The sequence below is a fragment of the endosymbiont DhMRE of Dentiscutata heterogama genome (assembly GCF_002888635.2).
Taxonomy (GTDB): Bacteria; Bacillota_I; Bacilli_A; order Mycoplasmatales; family CGIF01; genus CGIF01.
This window is the reverse complement of sequence record NZ_LN828718.1, coordinates 15,495-33,018: the sequence shown is the minus strand read 5'-3', so window position 1 is coordinate 33,018 and position 17,524 is coordinate 15,495. Positions and strand designations below refer to the sequence as shown.

Genomic DNA, 17,524 nt, shown 5'->3' with positions numbered 1-17,524 from the left:
ATGCCCTATGAACAATTTAACAAAAAAAAAAAAAAAAAAACAATCTATCTAATTATCGCCCTAATAGCCACAGTAGCCATCGGAGGGATGGTCTACTGGCTTTGGCCTAAAAAAGAAACTAAAACCGAAACCAAGAGCCAAACCGAACAAAAAATTTCTCAACTCTAAGAGTAATTAATTACCCCTAAATTAGAACAGAAAATTAATAAAGAAAGAAATTATGCGATATGATTCAAAATCCTACAGAAAAAAAGTTCAATGAAGAACTAGCCAGGTTAAAAACGTTAGGGGAAGAAGGGTTTGAACCTTTTCCCGTAATCAATGGTAGCATTTTTAAAAAATTTTTTAAGCCAGATTATTCCCTCGTATTGAGGTCATTAACGACCAGAAAAGACAAGTTAATTAAGGACATAGAAGAGTTTTTTAAACTCGATAATGCTGCTCGTTCTTCCCCCAAAGCGAGAAGAGTCTTTAGACAATCTATTACTAAGTATCGAAAAAATTTATTAGACTTTCAAGAGAAAGTAGAAGAGCACAATGCAGTCATAGATGAAGTTAAAGAAAATGGCGTCGATGGATTGCGAGATGTCCTATACATAAGTCCATTAAATAGAGTTCAACTTTACCGGCAAAGGAATATTCCGGTATTAGTTCAGGAATTAATTGAGACAATATATTCTGAAGATGTATTAAGAGTTATCAATTATCAAAGCCTTCATACTAGAATTATGGGGGCAAAAAAAGAAAGAGAACAATTAATAAAAAATCTTAAAAAATTAATTGATGAACAAACCAGCGGGATAATTAAAAGTAAAGAAACTAAGGACTATCTTGAAAAACTGGAAAGGGCTGGAAAACAAAATAAAGAACTAAAAACAGAATTAGTTTGGGTCAAGGTCAAACTGCATCAAGAAAAACTTAAAAACAGAGTCTTGTGTTATCTTTTGCAAAAAGAAGCACAAAAAACTGATGATAGGATAAAAGTTAAGAGCGATAAAAATGTCAAAATGGTTAAAAAATTATGAGATTTGCAACAAGAATTATTTGCTGAAACCGAAAAATATACTAAAGAAAAGTCCAACCATCAAACCGCCCAAACCAATTATCACAACACGGCAATCGATTTGGTTAAAGAAAAAACCCAAGCTAAAAAAGCCGCTACGGCTCTTAAAAACCGGGCTCTAGAATTAAAAAATGATTTAATTAACCAACAAAATCAAACCCAAATTCTCCAAAATAAAATCCAGCAGGCCGAACAAGATTTAGGAGTTAGTTTAGATAATTTATCTACTGAGTTAGAGGGCAAAACTCTGGCTGAGTATAAGCAAGAGAGAGAGAGAGAGAGAGACGAATTGTCTGCTCAACTAATTCAAGTCCAAACTGAAGCCAACAATTATAAGAATCAGTTAGAAAAGCAAAAGGATTATTCCGAAATCAAACAAGAACGAGACCAATTAAAAATCGAATTGAACCAAATAATCGCCCAAATTATTAGGGAATTAAGACTAGATCTTAACCAAGAAGCCAGTTTGGAGCAAGTATTAGACAAAATTAAAAAATTAATTACTAATAAGCCAGATACTAACCAAGAAACCACTCTGGTTGATCTCCGTCAGAAAATAACCGAGCAGGAGAAAGAAATTAAAAAATTGAGAGAACAAAATAAGGAAAACTATTCACCAATCACTAAGGAACAAATTAAAAAACACTTCAAGAGCCTGGGTATTAGCAATTCAGTTTATCAAAGTCAACTAGACCAAATTGTTTCTTCGCAAGAATTAGCCAATTTTCACCAACAAGTCATTAAAGAAGAGATGGGCCAAATAAGAAAACAAAAAAATAATGCGGACCAATTAAACATCGTTTTAGCAATACTATTTGTTAGTAGTCTCCTAGCAACTACTTTTTTAAGCATTAAATTGAAGAAAAGAAAATTGCTTGGTCCCACACGAGGAAGGGAAAAATAGAAGATAATTTACATTTTCCAACTTAACGATTTCACTAATTTTTTTATTAATTAATCCCTAGCATTTTTCACATAATTTCTGGCACTTCTTTAATATTTCTTCAGCCTTATTTTGGTCTCCAATCTTGACAATTTAATGTGCTAAAATTGATTTTATATGAGTGAAGGTGCTTTTAAAATTAAAAATATATGACTGAATTACTAATTATTAAAACTGCCGATGCGGAAAAAATAAAATCCCTTCTAACAGAAAAAAAGTTAGATTACCAAGTTATTTATAACGAGATAATTCAAGATAAGGAATTAACCCAAGTGGAATCAGAAAAACAATTAGCCAAAGATTACCAAGATTGAGCCAATGACCCCGACGAATGAAAAGATGCCCGTGGAGAATAGAATAATTAAAAGAGGCGAAGTTTATTACGCTAATTTGGATGATGCCATAGGACACGAACAGAAAAACGATAAAGACAGTGAAAGGCGTTTAGCAGTGGTAGTTTCTAATAATAAGCAAAACGAACAAAATAAAGTAGTGGTTATTGTTCCCCTTTCCAGTAAAGTTCACAATCTTAAACCTTCTTTTCAGGCTCCCACCCTTTTCCAAGGAAAACCCGGTAAAGCCAAATGCGAACAAGTGCGGGCGGTGGATGTAGAAAGATTATTAGGAACTAAGCAAGGAAATTTAACTGAAAATGAAATGGAAAATATCGATAAAAAATTGCTAATAGTTTTAGATTTGGCAAAATATCTCGGTCGAACCAGTGAAAGTAAGACCAAGAGGCATTATAGTTTTTAGTATGAAAATAATTGCTATCATCCCCACAAACTAAAATAAACCAAACCTAACAAGTGGGATACTAAAATTATGTTTATATGAGTGAAATTGCTTTTAAACAAAATTTTCCGGATAAGCCCAAAAGCCGGTTTGAATTTAATTTTCGCAATCGCGAAGTAATTTTTGAAATCGACCAGTTGGCAAGTAAAAGCGATAAATCGATAATTTGCCGTTATGGTAATACTACCGTTTTGACTGTTCTAACGGTCAAGCCATTAACCAAGAAAGTTAATTCTTTTTTTCCTCTCACTATCACTTTTGAGGAGAAGTTTTACGCCGTGGGGCGGATTCCTAATGTTTTCGGCAAGCGAGAAGGCAAACCCAGTTATGATGCCATTACGGCTGCTCGCTTAATTGACCGCTCGCTCCGTAGTTTTTTTCCTTTTCCTAGCCAGCAAGAGGTTCAAATAGCCAATTCGGTTCTTTCTTTTGATCCGGACTGTGACCCCCGTGTAGTTAGCATTTGAAATTCTTTTTTGGTTAGTTATCTTTGTCCCGAGTTGCCTTTTTTTGCCACCCCTTTAGCGGCCGTGATCGTCGGGCAAGAAGAAAAAAAGTTTATTAGTAATCCCAGCCGGGAAAAGCTTGATAATTTTCCATTAGAATTAATTGTCAGTGCTTCGGAAGAAAAAATTACAATGCTGGAGGCGGGAGCGCAGGAAATAAGCGAAACGGAGTTAACCCAAGCCATTACTTTCGCTCATCAAGAAATTAAAGTCTTAATCGGCTTTTTTCAACATATCGCTAACAGTCTGGGAGTCAAAAAAGAGCAAAAGTTGGTTCAGTCAGAAAAAAAAGATGACGAGCAGTGGCTAGAAGAAAAAGGAAATTTTTACTTGGGGGAAGTCCTTTTGTCGCCCCATCTCTCCTGAATAGAAAAAGAAAAAAAAATGAAAGAAGTTCGCCAGCAATTAACCCAAGAGTATTGTGTGCAAAACCCCCAATTAGAAGAAGAGTTTGTGAAAGATTTGGTGGAGGAATTTTGAGACGATTATCTACGAAATTGAATGCGGAGGTTATGACAAGAAAAACGGGTGAGATTGGACGGTCGGAATGCCGAACAGATCCGACCTCTAAACATGCAAATTGATTATTTGCCTAACGTTCACAGCAGTGCGGTATTCGCACGAGGAGAAACCAAAGTACTTTCAGTAATAACCATTGGCAAAATTAGTGAAAAACAGTTGGTTGATAGCATTTTCAATCGCTCTTACAAACATTTTATTCACCATTATAATTTTCCGGGTTTTGCCGTCAATGAAATTGCTAGTTATCGAGCAGTTTCCCGGCGCGAAATCGGACATGGAGAGTTAGTAGAAAAGACTTTTGATTTCTTAATTCCGGCTCCCGCTTCATTCCCCTACACGGTTCGGGCAGTCTCGGAAGTTCTTTCTTCAGATGGCTCCTCTTCACAAGCCTCCATTTGTGCTACTTCTTTGTCCTTGATGACAGCTGGAGTGCCGCTAATTAGACCGGCTGCCGGCATCGCTTTGGGTCTATTTGAAGGGCAGATTTACAGCGATATTAATGGCTTGGAGGACAAATTAGGTGAAATGGACTTCAAAATTGCCGGTACTGAAAAGGGCATTTGCTCCATTCAATTGGATGTCAAAAACCAAGGAATTAGCCAAGAATTAATAAAATCGAGTTTAACCAAGGCCCACCAAGCCCGAATGTATTTATTGGAGGAAATGAAAAAATATATTCATCACCCCCGCCCTCATTTACCAACCCAAGTTATTAAATGCTGCCAATTGCCAGTACCCAAAGAAAAAATTGGTTTAATTATTGGACCACGTGGCAAAACCATTAATCAATTGACCGAAGAAACGGGATCAACTATTGAGGTTCAAGCGGACGGCTGCGTTCTTATCTATCACCAGGAGGAGGACCAGTTAGAAAAAACTTGCCAGGCAATTAAGAAAATAATTAGAAATGGTTAACTTTTGAATCAATTAATAAATTTGTTAGGTGCGGGCTATTCATAAAAATATTATAATATTAATGTGTGATGTAGAACCTACTAATGTAAAATAATATATAATAAATATTCAATAATATGAAAACCACAAAAAAGAAGATATTTCTTAAATACTCCCATGTGAGAGAGAGAATTAGTTTCTAATTCTCTTAAAAACAATTCAGTTAATAAGGAGGGATGTTTTGATCCAATAATCAAGCAATTTTATCTTATCTTTGGTATAATATTTACAAGAGGAGGAGAATATTTTACGTCAGAAAATCATGCCGACTGCGTGAAAAAAAAGTATTTTTTTTTCAAAAAAGCCAAATAAAATATGAACTACCAAGAAACTATTGACCGTCTGGAAAAAAAACAGGACCAACTCTTAAACGACCACGCCAAGTGAAAACCGGGGTATACAGACATTTTTACTGGGCAACAAATCCCTGGAGAATGGCAGTGAAATTACGGGTCCGACAAAGAAAAATCACTTTGGTGGATACTTAACAGTCTTAAGGAAAGTTATAAGAAAACTTTCGCCCAAGAGATTAGCCGTGATTCAATTAACCAATCATTTGCTGAGGTGGAGGGATTTGCCAAACAGAAAGAGGACATTGAAAATATTTTGATGTTTGAAAGGTATGCCAAAGCGAAGAATATCAATAGCACCCAAAAAGGCCGAATTTTGTGTTTTGTTGGTCCACCCGGAACGGGAAAAACCTTTTTTGCTGAGAAAATCGCGGAGGCCATGAGTCGCAAATTTTACCGTATCAATGTGGGAGGAACAAGCAACCCCCAAGTTATTACTGGTTCCGAACCGAATTTTGTTGGGTCTAGGGTGGGCCAAATTGTCAATGCTATTCGTGAGACTGATAGCCGCGACCCAGTTATTTTAATTGACGAGGTGGAAAAAGGCGGCAAAAGTCACCAAGAAGGCAATTTAACAGATGCTCTTCTCCATATTCTTGACCCTGAACAGAACGAAGAATTTACTGACCATTATATCAATGTAACCGTGGATATTAGTGAGATTACTTTCATTTTGACGGCGAACGATTTAGACAAAATACCAAGTCCCTTAAAAAGTCGTTTGGAAATTATCAATTTAAAAGGCTATAACGAAGAACAAAAAGCGAAAATTAGTCGAATAATCATTGATAAAACTTTCAAGAAGTATTACGACAACGCTAACAAAGAACTATTTGAAATCGAGGAGGAAGCCTTAAAAACTTTAATCAGCAAAACCAAGGAAGAAGGTGTCCGCCAACTGAAACAGAAAATTGAGGAAATAATTCGCTGGTGTTTCGGCCAATGGGCCCGTCAGAATGAAAAAGGTGAAACCGAAACCAAGATTGTCATTAATAAAGAAAAAGTAAATGAGATAATTCCCGAAGAACCAGAAAAAAAAGAAGAAACTGAGGAAGATAAATTAAGAAAACATATTGAAGAATTGGAAAAAGAGAATGAGGATTTAAAGAAAAGGCCGCTTAGTTTACAATTATTTAAACCGTTAGAATTTAGTGAGAATAATAAAGAATATTGTCCTCGACACCAAAAAGATACTTTGCGGAGTCCGCAAAAAACTTGTGTTCTTTGTGAATTAGAAGAAAAAACGAAACAATTCACGAGCATTATTGACAAAGAAAATTATGAGACCATTCAAAAAATTTGACAAGAGCAAAAAGAGGCATGAATAGAGCAAAGTAGCAAACTACAAAACGGCTCTGAGGAGCAAAGAGCACTTTCTCAACAAATAAAATCGAGCATAAGAGACATTGACAAAAAATTTCGGCAAGTTCAGAAAGATAGTAGTCAGGATACTTCTCAAAACAAGTTCGGAAGCGAAGACGTGGTTTGAATAATTGGCGGAGGAGTAATATTGCTGGTATTTGGCTATTATCTTGGTTGGATTTTCACTAAGAAGTTCAAAAAAAAAAAAAAAAAAAAAACAGTCTCGGCTCTCTACAACCAATTCCGGACCTCCCGATTAGTCAAATAGAAGGAAAAAAAACAAATTCCCAATTTAACAACAAATTGCCGATAAAAAGTCAGAAAGTAGAAAGGAGTTAAGAGAAATAAATAAGAATATTTTCAGTTAGACTAAGATGCAAAAATTATCTACCGAATAAAATAACACTTTAATATTATAAAAACCAAAACTTACAATAATCAAAAATGCAAAAAATGAAAATTCAAAAAAAGTATTACATTATCGCTGGCCTCATAGTCCTATTACTAATAATTGGAGGAACATTTTTTTTCTTTTGAAAGAAATCGAAAAGCCAAAATGATTCTTCGGACGAAGATGACGAGGATAATGAAGAAGATTGACCATCCTCACCCAGTAAATATACTAATCCCGAATGAGGTTTTTCTGATTATTCCATCCCAACTCCTTCCCCTGATATTTCCGAAGCCCAAGCCAAAGAGGAGATAATTAAAGCCATTGCCAACTGGGGAGGTAATAATTGAACCCGACAAAAAATAGAAGAAAGTTTAGTCAAAAATAGTCAGCGAATAAAACCTGACGATAGAAAATGAAAAGAGGAAACAGAAGAAGATAACGTGTGAGGATTTGTAAAATTTTTTGAAAAAATTGGTGAAAAATATCAACAAGACATTTTTTGGTCTCTTAATCCTCCCGACCAATCTAAATTTGACCAAGCCCCAAGAGAGGCTGAATTGGAATTATTTTTTTTATCTTATGCTTTTGATTTAGAATACAAAAATAATGGGGAAATAGACTGAAAAGCAACTTTACAAAGTGCTACCACCAGCGAAAAACAAGGAGGCGGCAAAAAAAGGCCAAAAAAAGAGGAGCAATGACAAAAAATAATAGATTACATTGAAGGGGAAATTAATCCTTTTATCGTAGAACATGGTAAAAAATTCCCCAACCTGACTAATCTGACCGAACTAAATCAATGGACTAAGGATTTAGCCACTAAAATGAGAATTGTTGAACATTTATTTTTTAAACGATGACAACTAGCCGAAAAAATGAAGAAAAAAATTCCTCCTCCCCACCAAACTAAAACTATCTCAACCAACGACCCGAAACTGAAAAACAAAAAATTTGATTTACAGCCGGTTCTTACTATTTACAAGGTGCGAGAGGAAAAATAGATGAAAATATTTTATCTGTCAGGATTAAAAATAAGCAAAAGGTTTTGTCTGGCGAGGATAAAAAATAATTTCTACATTCTAGCTGGAGTACTTATCCCCATTAATCCCAATCCTAGTTTTAAAATTATTTGGATATTTTTATTGGTCAAATAGTCTAAAAAAAAGTAAAATAGTTTATTATGCGAAAAAATGAAAATGAATATGAAAAAAAATATTGAGGATCCTTACAACAAATTCAACATCAACAAGTATCTAAATCTGAATTAGAAAAAACTCATGAAACATTTAACAGAACCATCGAACTTTTAGAAAGATACATTGAATTAACTGGTTATTATCCAGATTGAAAACAAAGAAAACAAATTAGAGAAAATAAATTTTTAAATCCTAACGCACAGGAATTTAATAATCTAGAAGATGACGGAAAATATTTTACTATGACATTGTTGGATTTGTATAATCAACTTAGTAATAATCCATATTATTTCCGTGAAGAAATAAAACAAGAATATTATAACTGGATAAAGGCAGTAGGGATTAATTTTAACAATTGCCATCCTCGATTAAAAAGTTTTCTACTCGGACTTAATGAAGTATTGGATGAAAGGGGGAGACAACAACGTTTGGACATTAATGCTCCCATTCAAATTCCGTCAGAAAATGATTGAAAAAAACTAAAAGAGGGGATAGTTGGATACCAAAATCATTTAGCCTCTTTAATCAAACAAAGAAGCGAAACAAAGGATAAAATCTCCGGAGCCATTGAAGAAGTTATCCGGTTTAAGACCTGATGATCGAATTATAATGTAGCGACAGTGATTAATCACCACAATGACTGTTATAGTGTGTTCGTAGTGGTTTATGAACCAGCCCAACAAGGTAAAAGTGAAATATTGAAAACATTTGAAATTAACTCTGGTTATGATAAGAATAGTTTAGAAAGTGCAAAAAGCAGGGCTAATAGTTTAAGAAATGAGTTGAATGGAGAGAATCCAATTTTGGCAGTTCATCCCTCGACTGATAGTTATACTGCTTTTAGCGATATTATTAAAGAACCTTATGTATCAAGGAAAGAAATATCCGAAAGAGGAACAAAAGTTTACATTGATTGAGGAGACCCTGAACATGGCGATCCTGGTGGATATCCAGAAAATACAAATGCAAAAGTTCCTCCAAGCGATCCAGATAAGTGCCTTAAACCGCTAGATCTCATTAAAGTAGGTCAAGGAGACTATGAACATGTGGGGATATACTTAGGAAATGGTAAGGTTTGCAATTTTTCAAAAAAATTCAAAGGAACAAGAATTCATAGTTGGAGAGAATTTTTTGAGAGTTATTATGATGGAACAGCATGATTAGGAAAAGATGACATAATTCGTTATCGACCAATTATTCCTTTCAAACATTATAAGAAAATAATTAAGCAAATTGCTTGGGCAGTAGATGTTGACTTTAGAAAGAACAACTATAATTTAACAAATCGCAATTGTGAACATTTTGCTAACATGATAGTATATGGAATAAATTATTCGGAGCAAATAGAGGAAAACAAATTTAAAATCATAAACGCTCATCGAACTGGACGAGCATTAGGGGGAGGGTTATTGGGACTTTTTGTGATACCAGACCCCGAAATTAATAATGGTAAAAGTTCAACTATTAAGTTAACTGATGAAATAAATGAAACTAATAATAAGTTGGGGCAAAAAGTTAATGACCTTTCTAAGACAATCGAAGCGTTAATAGAAGTTCCGCCAAAGGACAATTGTCGGATAATGTAAGCAGGATAATGGGTTCTAGTCAAATACTTTGAAGTTTTTTTCACGGGTTTATTAAAGGGTTGCTGACGTCAATAGTGATAGTTGTTATCGGATTAATCATTTATTTTTTATTACGAGGCAGACAAAGAGGACGAAAAAAATAAAGTATATAATGATAGAAATTCCATATAAAACTTGTAGAATAATGTAATCAGCATCGTGGCTATGAAAAAAACAAGACCCTTCTTGAATGAAAGTTTATTTTTAATGAGGTTGGTTTTTTTTACCCTTGCTTTTACTCTTTATTCTATTCCATTCCTTTTTTTCTTTCCTGCTAGTCTAAAAGCAAATAGTTGAATAACAGCGGTTAGTTTTTTAGTAGCGCCGATTGCTTTTTATTTCTTGTTTACGATCATATTTGATTTTCTGGAAAAAAAGACATGAACAATTGGACTTTTTATTAAATTATTGCTAATTATTTCTCTTTTTGTTTTTTCTCTGGTTAGAATTAGTAAGTTTGTTTTTCTCCTTAGGGACGTATAGTCACAAAAAAAATCCTCTCGGTGAAGAAAGAATTAAAAATAGAAATTACTAACAAATCTAAAAAAGATGAATTAGTCTACTGGAAGTAGAAAACGATGTTTGATCGGCGTGGATTATGAGATTTCTTCTTTATTCCTCTTTTATTTCATTAGGAATTTGATTGCTGATTTATTTTATTTAAATGAGGCGGAGGTATAAGGATTAAAATTACATTCTTTCGGGTGCTTTTATTTCCATCAATTCAAGCCCCAATTTTAAAATTATTTGAATGTTTTTGACTAAGAGAAGTTTTTGGGACGTCAACTCAGGGCTTTCTGACTCTAAAATGATGCTATTTTGATAATAAATTTGTCAGATTCGGGCTAATTCATAGAGATAGTTAATTAAATGGTGAGATTTATTTTCCTCAATGACATTTTCTAAAACAAAAACAAAACGGATTAATAAATTAAATATACTTCTTTCTGCTTGGTCGGTTAATAAGTCAATACCGGAACCAATTCGTTCGATATTTTTTTCGTTGGCCTTTTGGAATATCTGGTGGCAGCGAGCGTGGGCGTATTGAATATAATAAAGTCGCGTTTTTTCTTGGTTTTCCTTCAGTAATTCGGTATTAATTGAAAGGGGCTGATTAGGGTCTTTTTCTAGTAAAAATAATTTTAATTGGTCTAATTGTAGATATTTTAAGGCTTCGGCTAATTCAATAGTATTGCCTGCTCGTTTGGAAAATCGAGCCGGGCCATCCTTAGTGAGTAAATTGACCGTTTGCACTAAGATTATTTGTAAATTTTCTGGCTTGTGACCTAATAATTGATAAGCGCTTTTTAAGCGAGCAATGGTTCCATGGTGGTCGGCCCCTCAAATATTAATTAATTTGTCAGCCCTTTTAGATTTGTTTAAATGATAAAGAATGTCAGAAAAAAAATAGGTGTAATCTCCGTCCTGCTTGATAATTACTCGGTCCTTGTCGTCACCCCCGCGACTACTGCGAAAAAAGGTTGCTCCGTTTTGGGTATAAACCAAATCTTTTTTTTCTAATTCGGTTAATAATTCTAAATGCTCTTTTTTTTCGTATAAACTCGCTTCGGAAAATCAAACATCAAATTTAACTCCACATTTTTCTAAATCTTGGCGGATTCTGGCTAAAATTAACTCTAAAATTTCTTTTTTTCAAGTAATAAAATCCTCCTTGTTTAATTCTCGATTAATATATTTGCTATCTCATTTGGTTATTAATTGACGAGCGATTTCTTGGCTGGCTTCTCCCGCATATTCTATTTGGCCCATCTTGGTCGGAGTAACATTTTGCAACTGGTGATAAAAATGATAAATTGAATTAATTAAGGAAGTAATTTGTCCTCCGCGGTCATTAATGTAGTATTCTCGGGTTATTGGATAACCACAAAATTGGTAAATATTGGCTAGTGTGTTGCCAACTACCGCATGGCGAAAATGAGCTAAATGGAGATAACCAGTCGGATTAGCCGAAACGTACTCAATATTTAGACGAAAATTTTTTTTTTCTCCCCAGAAATTTTGGCCAGTCTGGATTAATGTCTTGTTAAGAAATTGTTGATAATAGGCGGTAGGGAGACGAAAATTAATATAGCCTTGGGTAGTGATAGTATATTCTAAATCCAGGCAGTCGGTTATTTTTATAATTTGTTTGGCTATTTTAGGAGGCTTTTGTTTAGTTTTATGGGAAATTGGCAAAGCCAAAGTCAAGGCAAAGTCTGCCGTGATATTAGGTGGTAATTCTCATTGGATAAAAGAATTTTTTCAAGCAATATTATACTGCGCGGCTAGTTTTTTTCAAGTGGCTAGCAAATTATTAAAACTTAAACTTTTTTCTCCCATTCTATAAAGAAATTTTTATCTTTTGTCTTGAAAACCTAGACCGGGCAAACATTTCTCTCTTTACTTATTGAATCTAATATTTTATTGATGTACTTATATTTATCTTTCCCTAAATAGGACTTACTAAAATTAACGGTTTGGTCGATTATCATTTTATATAAATCAGCCTTATTTCCGCACAACAACTCGTAAGTGGCATAAGTTAAAATGGCTCTTTCCAAAGGAGGTGAACGAAAAAATGCTCAACCGGTTTTCATTTTTTTGGTAATTTTTTCTTGGAGAAATTTTTCTTGGATTAGACAATCGTTAAGTCAAACAATTCTCGCTTTTTCTTTCTCATTTTCCGGAACAATTTTTGGAACTTTACCTAATAAGTAATAATGATAGAGGAGAAAAATTTTTCTTTTGTCAAGACGGAACATTTGCTTTTATATAATTTAAAATTTACCTTTTTTCTCTAAAAAAATAATGGTTTTTAAAAGCAGAGGCTTTTCGATAAGCAGGTTTAATTTGGTTGGATTGACCCCGTTTTTGGTTAATTGTTCTCATTTCTTTCAGGGTAAAGGAGGGAGATTTTGAACGATTTTTTTGATTTCTTTAGAGGAAACTTTAATGGGGGGGATATTGACTTCTGGCAAGTAGTAGTAATTAGTTTTTTCGCGGTGAGTAACAGTAGTTTGATGGGCTTCGTCAAATCCGAGTGTTTGACTAGGAGGAGGTTTTTGTCCCTCAGAAAACAGCGATTGGTGCTTGTTAACTTCTTGTTGGAGGGCCTTTTCAATATTGGCTAGCGAATTTAGGTTTTTTATTTCATAGCGAGGAGTGGAATAATTTTCTCCTAATTGCAGTGAAAAATTTAAATCCACTCTTAATTGTCCTTTTTCCATTTTGGCTTCGGAGATTTCCAAATAACGCAAAAGATTTTGTAATTGTTTAATAAATATTAAAACTGTTTCTACTTGCTTAAAAACCGGTTCGGTAACTAATTCGATTAAGGGGTTGCCAGACCGATTAAAGTCTAATTTAACTCCGGAAGAAGAGTAAGTACTTTTAGCCGTGTCCTCCTCTAATTGGAGAACTTTGATGGGTATTTTGACTGTCCGATTTTGTAGAATAATTGGCAAATGGCCTTGCGTTGCCAAGGGGGTTTCTTGTTGCGTAATTTGGTAGCCCTTGGGTAAATCAAAATAATTATACATTTTGCGGTCAAAGAGAACGGAGGGACTAATTTTCATATTCAAAGCCGCAGCCAATTTTAGCCCTAAAAGAACAACTTCGGGATTAATTATAGGTAAAACCCCTAAATGTCCTAATTCTCAAGGTCCCACTTGGCTGTTGGGCGGAATATCACCATTATAAGTCCTTTCTCAATTAAAAATTTTCTTTTGACTAGCCAGAGTGATATGAACTTCTAAACCTATTAAAATTGTGGGTATTGTTTCAGAATTATCCATGTTTGTCTTTTTAGTGAATTAATTAAGCATACTTTTGGGGGTTTTTCAGTGGCTTGGTAAGGTCGAGTTTGTTATCTTGGACCGCATCAGATTTCGAGGCTCAAAAAAATGATCTTGTAATATTTTGCCATCGATGTATAGGAGGTGATTTTGAACTACCATAATATATAATTTTTGATATCCACCTGTATACCTGCACTTATTATTTTACCCCAAATTCCTCTTCTGATAAACAAGACGGTTTTAAATTTTTCATTAGCCATGTGGTCTTGCTTTATAAAAGTCCAAAGTTTCTGCCCTCTATTTTTGGCTAAAATAACTTAATATGAACAAAGAGCCAAACTTAAACGATAAGCAATTAACTAAAACTCCAGAAGGATTCAACAACGAATTTATCCCTGGCAAACCCCGACCCGAGGTGGAATTTTCGGTTATCGAAAAAACCGGTAGATTGTGGCCGCACCATGGGGGAAAGAAGGCACTGAGTGCCAGCACCCTTACTAGGATTTTGCGAGAAATAGAATACGAAGAAATTCCTGAATATATTCTTCTCAGAGCCGCTGAAAGGGGAAAAAATTTTCACGATGCGGTTCAAACGTTTGTGCAGAGCGGTAATCATCCCTCCTTTGTTGATTTAGTCGAAGTTGCCAAATTAAATAAATTAGACAAAAGAATTCACGAGACAATTAATTTTTTGAAAAAGAATAAATCACTAAAATTGGGACATTTTTTGGGTAGTGAAAAACTTCATCATGTTTTTTACAAAGACGAATTATTGGCCACTTATGTCGATTTAGAATTTCAGGATTACATTATTGAACTGAAAACTAGTAATATTAAGGCTAATGATAGCCCGCTGGCACTACTTATTTTTGAAATTCAATTGCTTATTCAATACTTATGCACTGGCAAAAATATTTACCTATTATGAAGCACTGGCGAAGGGGTTATTTTTGATGAATTTCACATAACTCCCCAAGCCCTCAAAGTATTGGATATGTTGGTGCAATTGGTTAATAATGGGGCTGATTATTCACTTCAAATGAAAAAGGCGATTATCCAAAAAATATTAAATAGTTATTCAACAACCAAAAAATTAATTTGTTAACATAATTTTAGGAGTTTTTTAAGCAAGTGATTCTATTTTTTACTTTCTAAACCGCCACTTGGGCTTTGATAGGAGGATAGGACTCATAATTCTCTAAACTAATATCCTCAAAACGAAAATCAAAAACCGATTTTATTGAAGGGTTGAGTTTGAGGGTTGGTAATTTTTTGGGTTTGCGGCCTAACTGCTCTTGTACTTGCTCGCAATGGTTTAAATAAATGTGGGCGTCACCAATGACGTGAATAAATTCTCCTACTTCATAACCACAAACTTGGGCTAGCATGGCAGTCAGTAAACTATAACTAGCAATATTAAACGGCACTCCTAGAAACATATCGCCACTTCTTTGATATAGCAGACAGGACAATTTATTATTTTCCGAAACAAAAAATTGGGCTAATAGATGGCAAGGCGGCAAAAGCATTTGCTTAATTTCCGGTGGATTTCAAGCCGTTAAGATATGACGGCGGGAAAGAGGATTATTTTTTAGGTTTTCCACTAATTCTTTTAACTGGTCCACACCTCCAAAATTACGTCATTGTTTACCATAAACCGGACCTAATTCACCATATTTTTTGGCAAACTCATTATCATTTTTAATTTTTTCTCTAAATTCGGCCAAACTTTCCCCCTGATAATCAGAAGAATTTTTATACTTGGTGAAAGGTCATTCATTTCAAATATTTACGCCATTATCGACCAAATATTTAATGTTGGTGTTGCCCTTAATAAACCACAAAAGTTCGTGGATGATAGCCTTAAAATTGACTTTTTTAGTAGTCAGTAAGGGGAATCCTTGACGGAGGTCAAACCGCATTTGGCAGCCAAATAAAGCCTTGGTTCCAACTCCGGTTCGGTCAGATTTTTTGGCTCCATTTTTCATTATTTCGACCAAGAGGTCTAAATACTGCTTCTCTCCCACTTTAATCCTCTTTTTCTTCCCAAATACCTAATCTTTTTCGTATTTCGGTTACTACATCCGCATCAATTTTTTTCTGCCTAAACGCTTTTTGCAAAGTAATATTGTAAGCATTAAGTTTTTGGATTTCTTTCATTATTTCTTCCCGCTCGGTCGGCAACACCCCGGCTGTAATTTTTCTTTCTAATTGTAATATTTCCACCTCCCTTTTTCAGTAATCTCACAATAGCATTAATTTATTTTCAATTCTTTCGGCTTCCCGTCAATTATCATCAAATCAATCTTTATTTTCTTTTTCTTGTTTCGTTAAATCTTTCAATTTATCCAAAAATTTCTTTTTTAACGCTTTTTTTTCAGCGATAAGGCTTCGCAACTGGGCTTCAATAGTTTCCAATATCTTTTCGGCTTGGGTTTTTTTACTACTAATTTCTGACATAGTATAATAGGATTTTAATGATTTATCAAAATGACTAACTTTTTTTTGCTAATTTTCTCTATTTTTTGGCGAAACTCTTTTTTATTTTTTTCATCCAGAGCATTATCGGCTTCGTCAAAAATAAATATTTCCTTGTTTTCGCTAGTTGCCAAAAGACTGTTGAGGTCCGCCCGCTGCTTCTGACCGGTCGACAAACCATTTTCCACCAAATTTTCATGTTCGGCATAAGCAATTTTTTTTCTTCACGCTATTAGATTTATTTCATTTAATTTATATTTATTATTAATTAATATTTGCCCCTGATTGGGCTGATATAATCCCATAATTAGACTGATTATGGTGCTCTTACCGAAGCCGTTTTCACCGGTTAGGTGGTTAACCTGACCGCGGCGAAATTCTCAATCCACTTTTTTTAGCACCGATTTACTTTTCTGATAGGCAAAACTTACTTTTTGGAGGGTTATGTTTTCCACTGGTTCGGAAACGAGAACATTTTTTTGAATGTCGTCTCGTTCTGGTTCAGCCAGAAAATCATTAATCTGCTTTTGGGCGGAAAGCCCGAAGGGGTAAATCCTTAGTCTTTCGGCCATTTTTTTGGTATCGTCGGCTAATCCAATCAGGCTGTTAGCAGTATTAAAAACCGGCTTGCTGGGATTATTCTTAACAAAGAGAAAGAGGAAAAAAGGAGCGAATTTTGGTAGAGAATAGGATGGCACTACGAAAGAGAGAGTGAAAATCCAATCCCGTTTATTTTCAGCAGTATGAGATTTTTCTAACGAACGAGCGTAATTTTTCTCATATTCAGCAGTTAGGCTTTTTTTGATAATCAGGTCACGGTGATTGACTAAAAATTCTTCTTTTTCGGTTTCCTTTTCCAACGGCTTTTGGAATTCTAAATCTTTTTTGTAATGTAAGTATTGGAAAATGATAATTATGGCAGTGCAGAGAAGAAAAAAACCGACACCTAGCCAAATCATGGCACCCCCCACTTCTTCTCGGTATTTGAAAGCGGAATAAAAAGTCAAGGAAACACCCAGCAGTCAGTAATATAACTGATTAGGAACATAAACTACGAGGGAAGCAAAAGTCCGAATATTATGAGTTAATACAGAGAGGGATTTTTTTTTGGCCTGGAGATTTTGTAAACGAAATAATTTCCTAATAGTTTTTTTTTTTGTTGCTGTTGTAATTTTATTGGCAAAATAATAGCCATAATAAACGTGGGCGACCACTATCGCACAGTAAATTATTATAAAAATGCCCATAACCAGCAAAAATTTTTTTCAGTTATCTCCAAATTGCCATTCACCAAAGTTTTTAAAACCGATGTCTCACTTAAATTGGTAGGGATCTTTGCCCTCTTTTAGGGCGTTATAAACGGCACTAAAACTATTTCTTGAAATAAGAAAACTACTTAAACAACTTAAAGTGGTTAGCAAGTAAAAAATAACTGTCTCTTTGCGATAAATGTTGGTTATCGTTCATCAATTTAATTTGGTTTTACTTTTTTTATTAGCATTCATATTATTTATTTCTGTCATATTTTTATAATTTTCA

General features: G+C 34.4%; 15 protein-coding genes. 9 read left to right on the top strand and 6 right to left on the bottom strand.

From position 1 onward, the window contains the following. From DHMRE_RS00455 to DHMRE_RS00420, 8 genes are all read left to right on the top strand, one after another. A complete protein-coding gene (locus tag DHMRE_RS00455; protein ID WP_322632438.1) occupies positions 1 to 168 on the top strand; it encodes a hypothetical protein in 168 nt (55 codons plus the stop codon). A 59-nt stretch (positions 169 to 227) separates the two neighbouring features. Continuing rightward, positions 228 to 1,967 carry a hypothetical protein gene (locus DHMRE_RS00450; RefSeq protein ID WP_322632437.1) on the top strand — a complete coding sequence of 580 codons (1,740 nt, stop codon included), beginning with the start codon at positions 228 to 230 and terminating at the stop codon, positions 1,965 to 1,967. Between the two features lie 188 nt (positions 1,968 to 2,155). Then, positions 2,156 to 2,362: a hypothetical protein gene (locus DHMRE_RS00445; protein WP_322632436.1), complete on the top strand. Its 207-nt coding sequence runs from the start codon at positions 2,156 to 2,158 to the stop codon at positions 2,360 to 2,362. Then, positions 2,325 to 2,762, top strand: a complete 438-nt coding sequence (locus DHMRE_RS00440) for a type II toxin-antitoxin system PemK/MazF family toxin (protein ID WP_322632435.1) — start codon at positions 2,325 to 2,327, stop codon at positions 2,760 to 2,762. The genes DHMRE_RS00445 and DHMRE_RS00440 overlap by 38 nt, the downstream gene beginning before the upstream one ends. A 77-nt stretch (positions 2,763 to 2,839) precedes the next feature. Continuing rightward, a complete protein-coding gene (locus DHMRE_RS00435; protein ID WP_322632434.1) occupies positions 2,840 to 4,744 on the top strand; it encodes a polyribonucleotide nucleotidyltransferase in 1,905 nt (634 codons plus the stop codon). Between the two features lie 354 nt (positions 4,745 to 5,098). Beyond that, positions 5,099 to 6,763 carry an AAA family ATPase gene (locus DHMRE_RS00430; RefSeq protein ID WP_322632433.1) on the top strand — a complete coding sequence of 555 codons (1,665 nt, stop codon included), beginning with the start codon at positions 5,099 to 5,101 and terminating at the stop codon, positions 6,761 to 6,763. A gap of 185 nt (positions 6,764 to 6,948) precedes the next feature. Next, positions 6,949 to 7,890: a hypothetical protein gene (locus DHMRE_RS00425; RefSeq protein WP_322632432.1), complete on the top strand. Its 942-nt coding sequence runs from the start codon at positions 6,949 to 6,951 to the stop codon at positions 7,888 to 7,890. Between the two features lie 179 nt (positions 7,891 to 8,069). Then, positions 8,070 to 9,671 (top strand): lecithin retinol acyltransferase family protein, encoded by a 1,602-nt coding sequence (locus tag DHMRE_RS00420; protein ID WP_322632431.1) that lies wholly within the window; start codon positions 8,070 to 8,072, stop codon positions 9,669 to 9,671. 729 nt (positions 9,672 to 10,400) lie between these two features. Here the strand turns inward: DHMRE_RS00420 and argS are convergent. The 3 genes from argS to DHMRE_RS00405 are packed head-to-tail and all read right to left on the bottom strand — an operon-like array spanning position 10,401 to position 13,504. Continuing rightward, positions 10,401 to 12,050 (bottom strand): arginine--tRNA ligase, encoded by a 1,650-nt coding sequence (argS, locus tag DHMRE_RS00415; RefSeq protein WP_322632430.1) that lies wholly within the window; start codon positions 12,048 to 12,050, stop codon positions 10,401 to 10,403. Positions 12,051 to 12,085: 35 nt separating this feature from the next. Then, positions 12,086 to 12,472: a transcription antitermination factor NusB gene (locus DHMRE_RS00410; RefSeq protein WP_322632429.1), complete on the bottom strand. Its 387-nt coding sequence runs from the start codon at positions 12,470 to 12,472 to the stop codon at positions 12,086 to 12,088. Between the two features lie 15 nt (positions 12,473 to 12,487). Next, entirely contained in the window at positions 12,488 to 13,504 is a 1,017-nt protein-coding gene (locus tag DHMRE_RS00405; protein ID WP_322632428.1) for a hypothetical protein, read from the bottom strand. A 325-nt stretch (positions 13,505 to 13,829) separates the two neighbouring features. Between DHMRE_RS00405 and DHMRE_RS00400 the strand changes: the two genes are divergently transcribed. Beyond that, the gene (locus DHMRE_RS00400) at positions 13,830 to 14,612 is read left to right on the top strand and encodes a hypothetical protein (RefSeq protein ID WP_322632427.1); all 783 of its coding nucleotides are present in this window, start codon (positions 13,830 to 13,832) and stop codon (positions 14,610 to 14,612) included. Positions 14,613 to 14,658: 46 nt separating this feature from the next. On the opposite strand, the gene DHMRE_RS00395 is transcribed toward DHMRE_RS00400, so the two are convergent. Genes DHMRE_RS00395 through DHMRE_RS00385 form a run of 3 tightly spaced genes read right to left on the bottom strand, consistent with a single transcriptional unit; the run spans position 14,659 to position 17,508 of the window. Further along, positions 14,659 to 15,534: a thymidylate synthase gene (locus tag DHMRE_RS00395; protein WP_322632426.1), complete on the bottom strand. Its 876-nt coding sequence runs from the start codon at positions 15,532 to 15,534 to the stop codon at positions 14,659 to 14,661. 1 nt (position 15,535) lies between these two features. Next, a complete protein-coding gene (locus DHMRE_RS00390; protein ID WP_322632425.1) occupies positions 15,536 to 15,967 on the bottom strand; it encodes a hypothetical protein in 432 nt (143 codons plus the stop codon). Between the two features lie 14 nt (positions 15,968 to 15,981). Further along, positions 15,982 to 17,508 carry an ATP-binding cassette domain-containing protein gene (locus tag DHMRE_RS00385; RefSeq protein ID WP_322632424.1) on the bottom strand — a complete coding sequence of 509 codons (1,527 nt, stop codon included), beginning with the start codon at positions 17,506 to 17,508 and terminating at the stop codon, positions 15,982 to 15,984. Positions 17,509 to 17,524 lie beyond the last annotated feature (16 nt).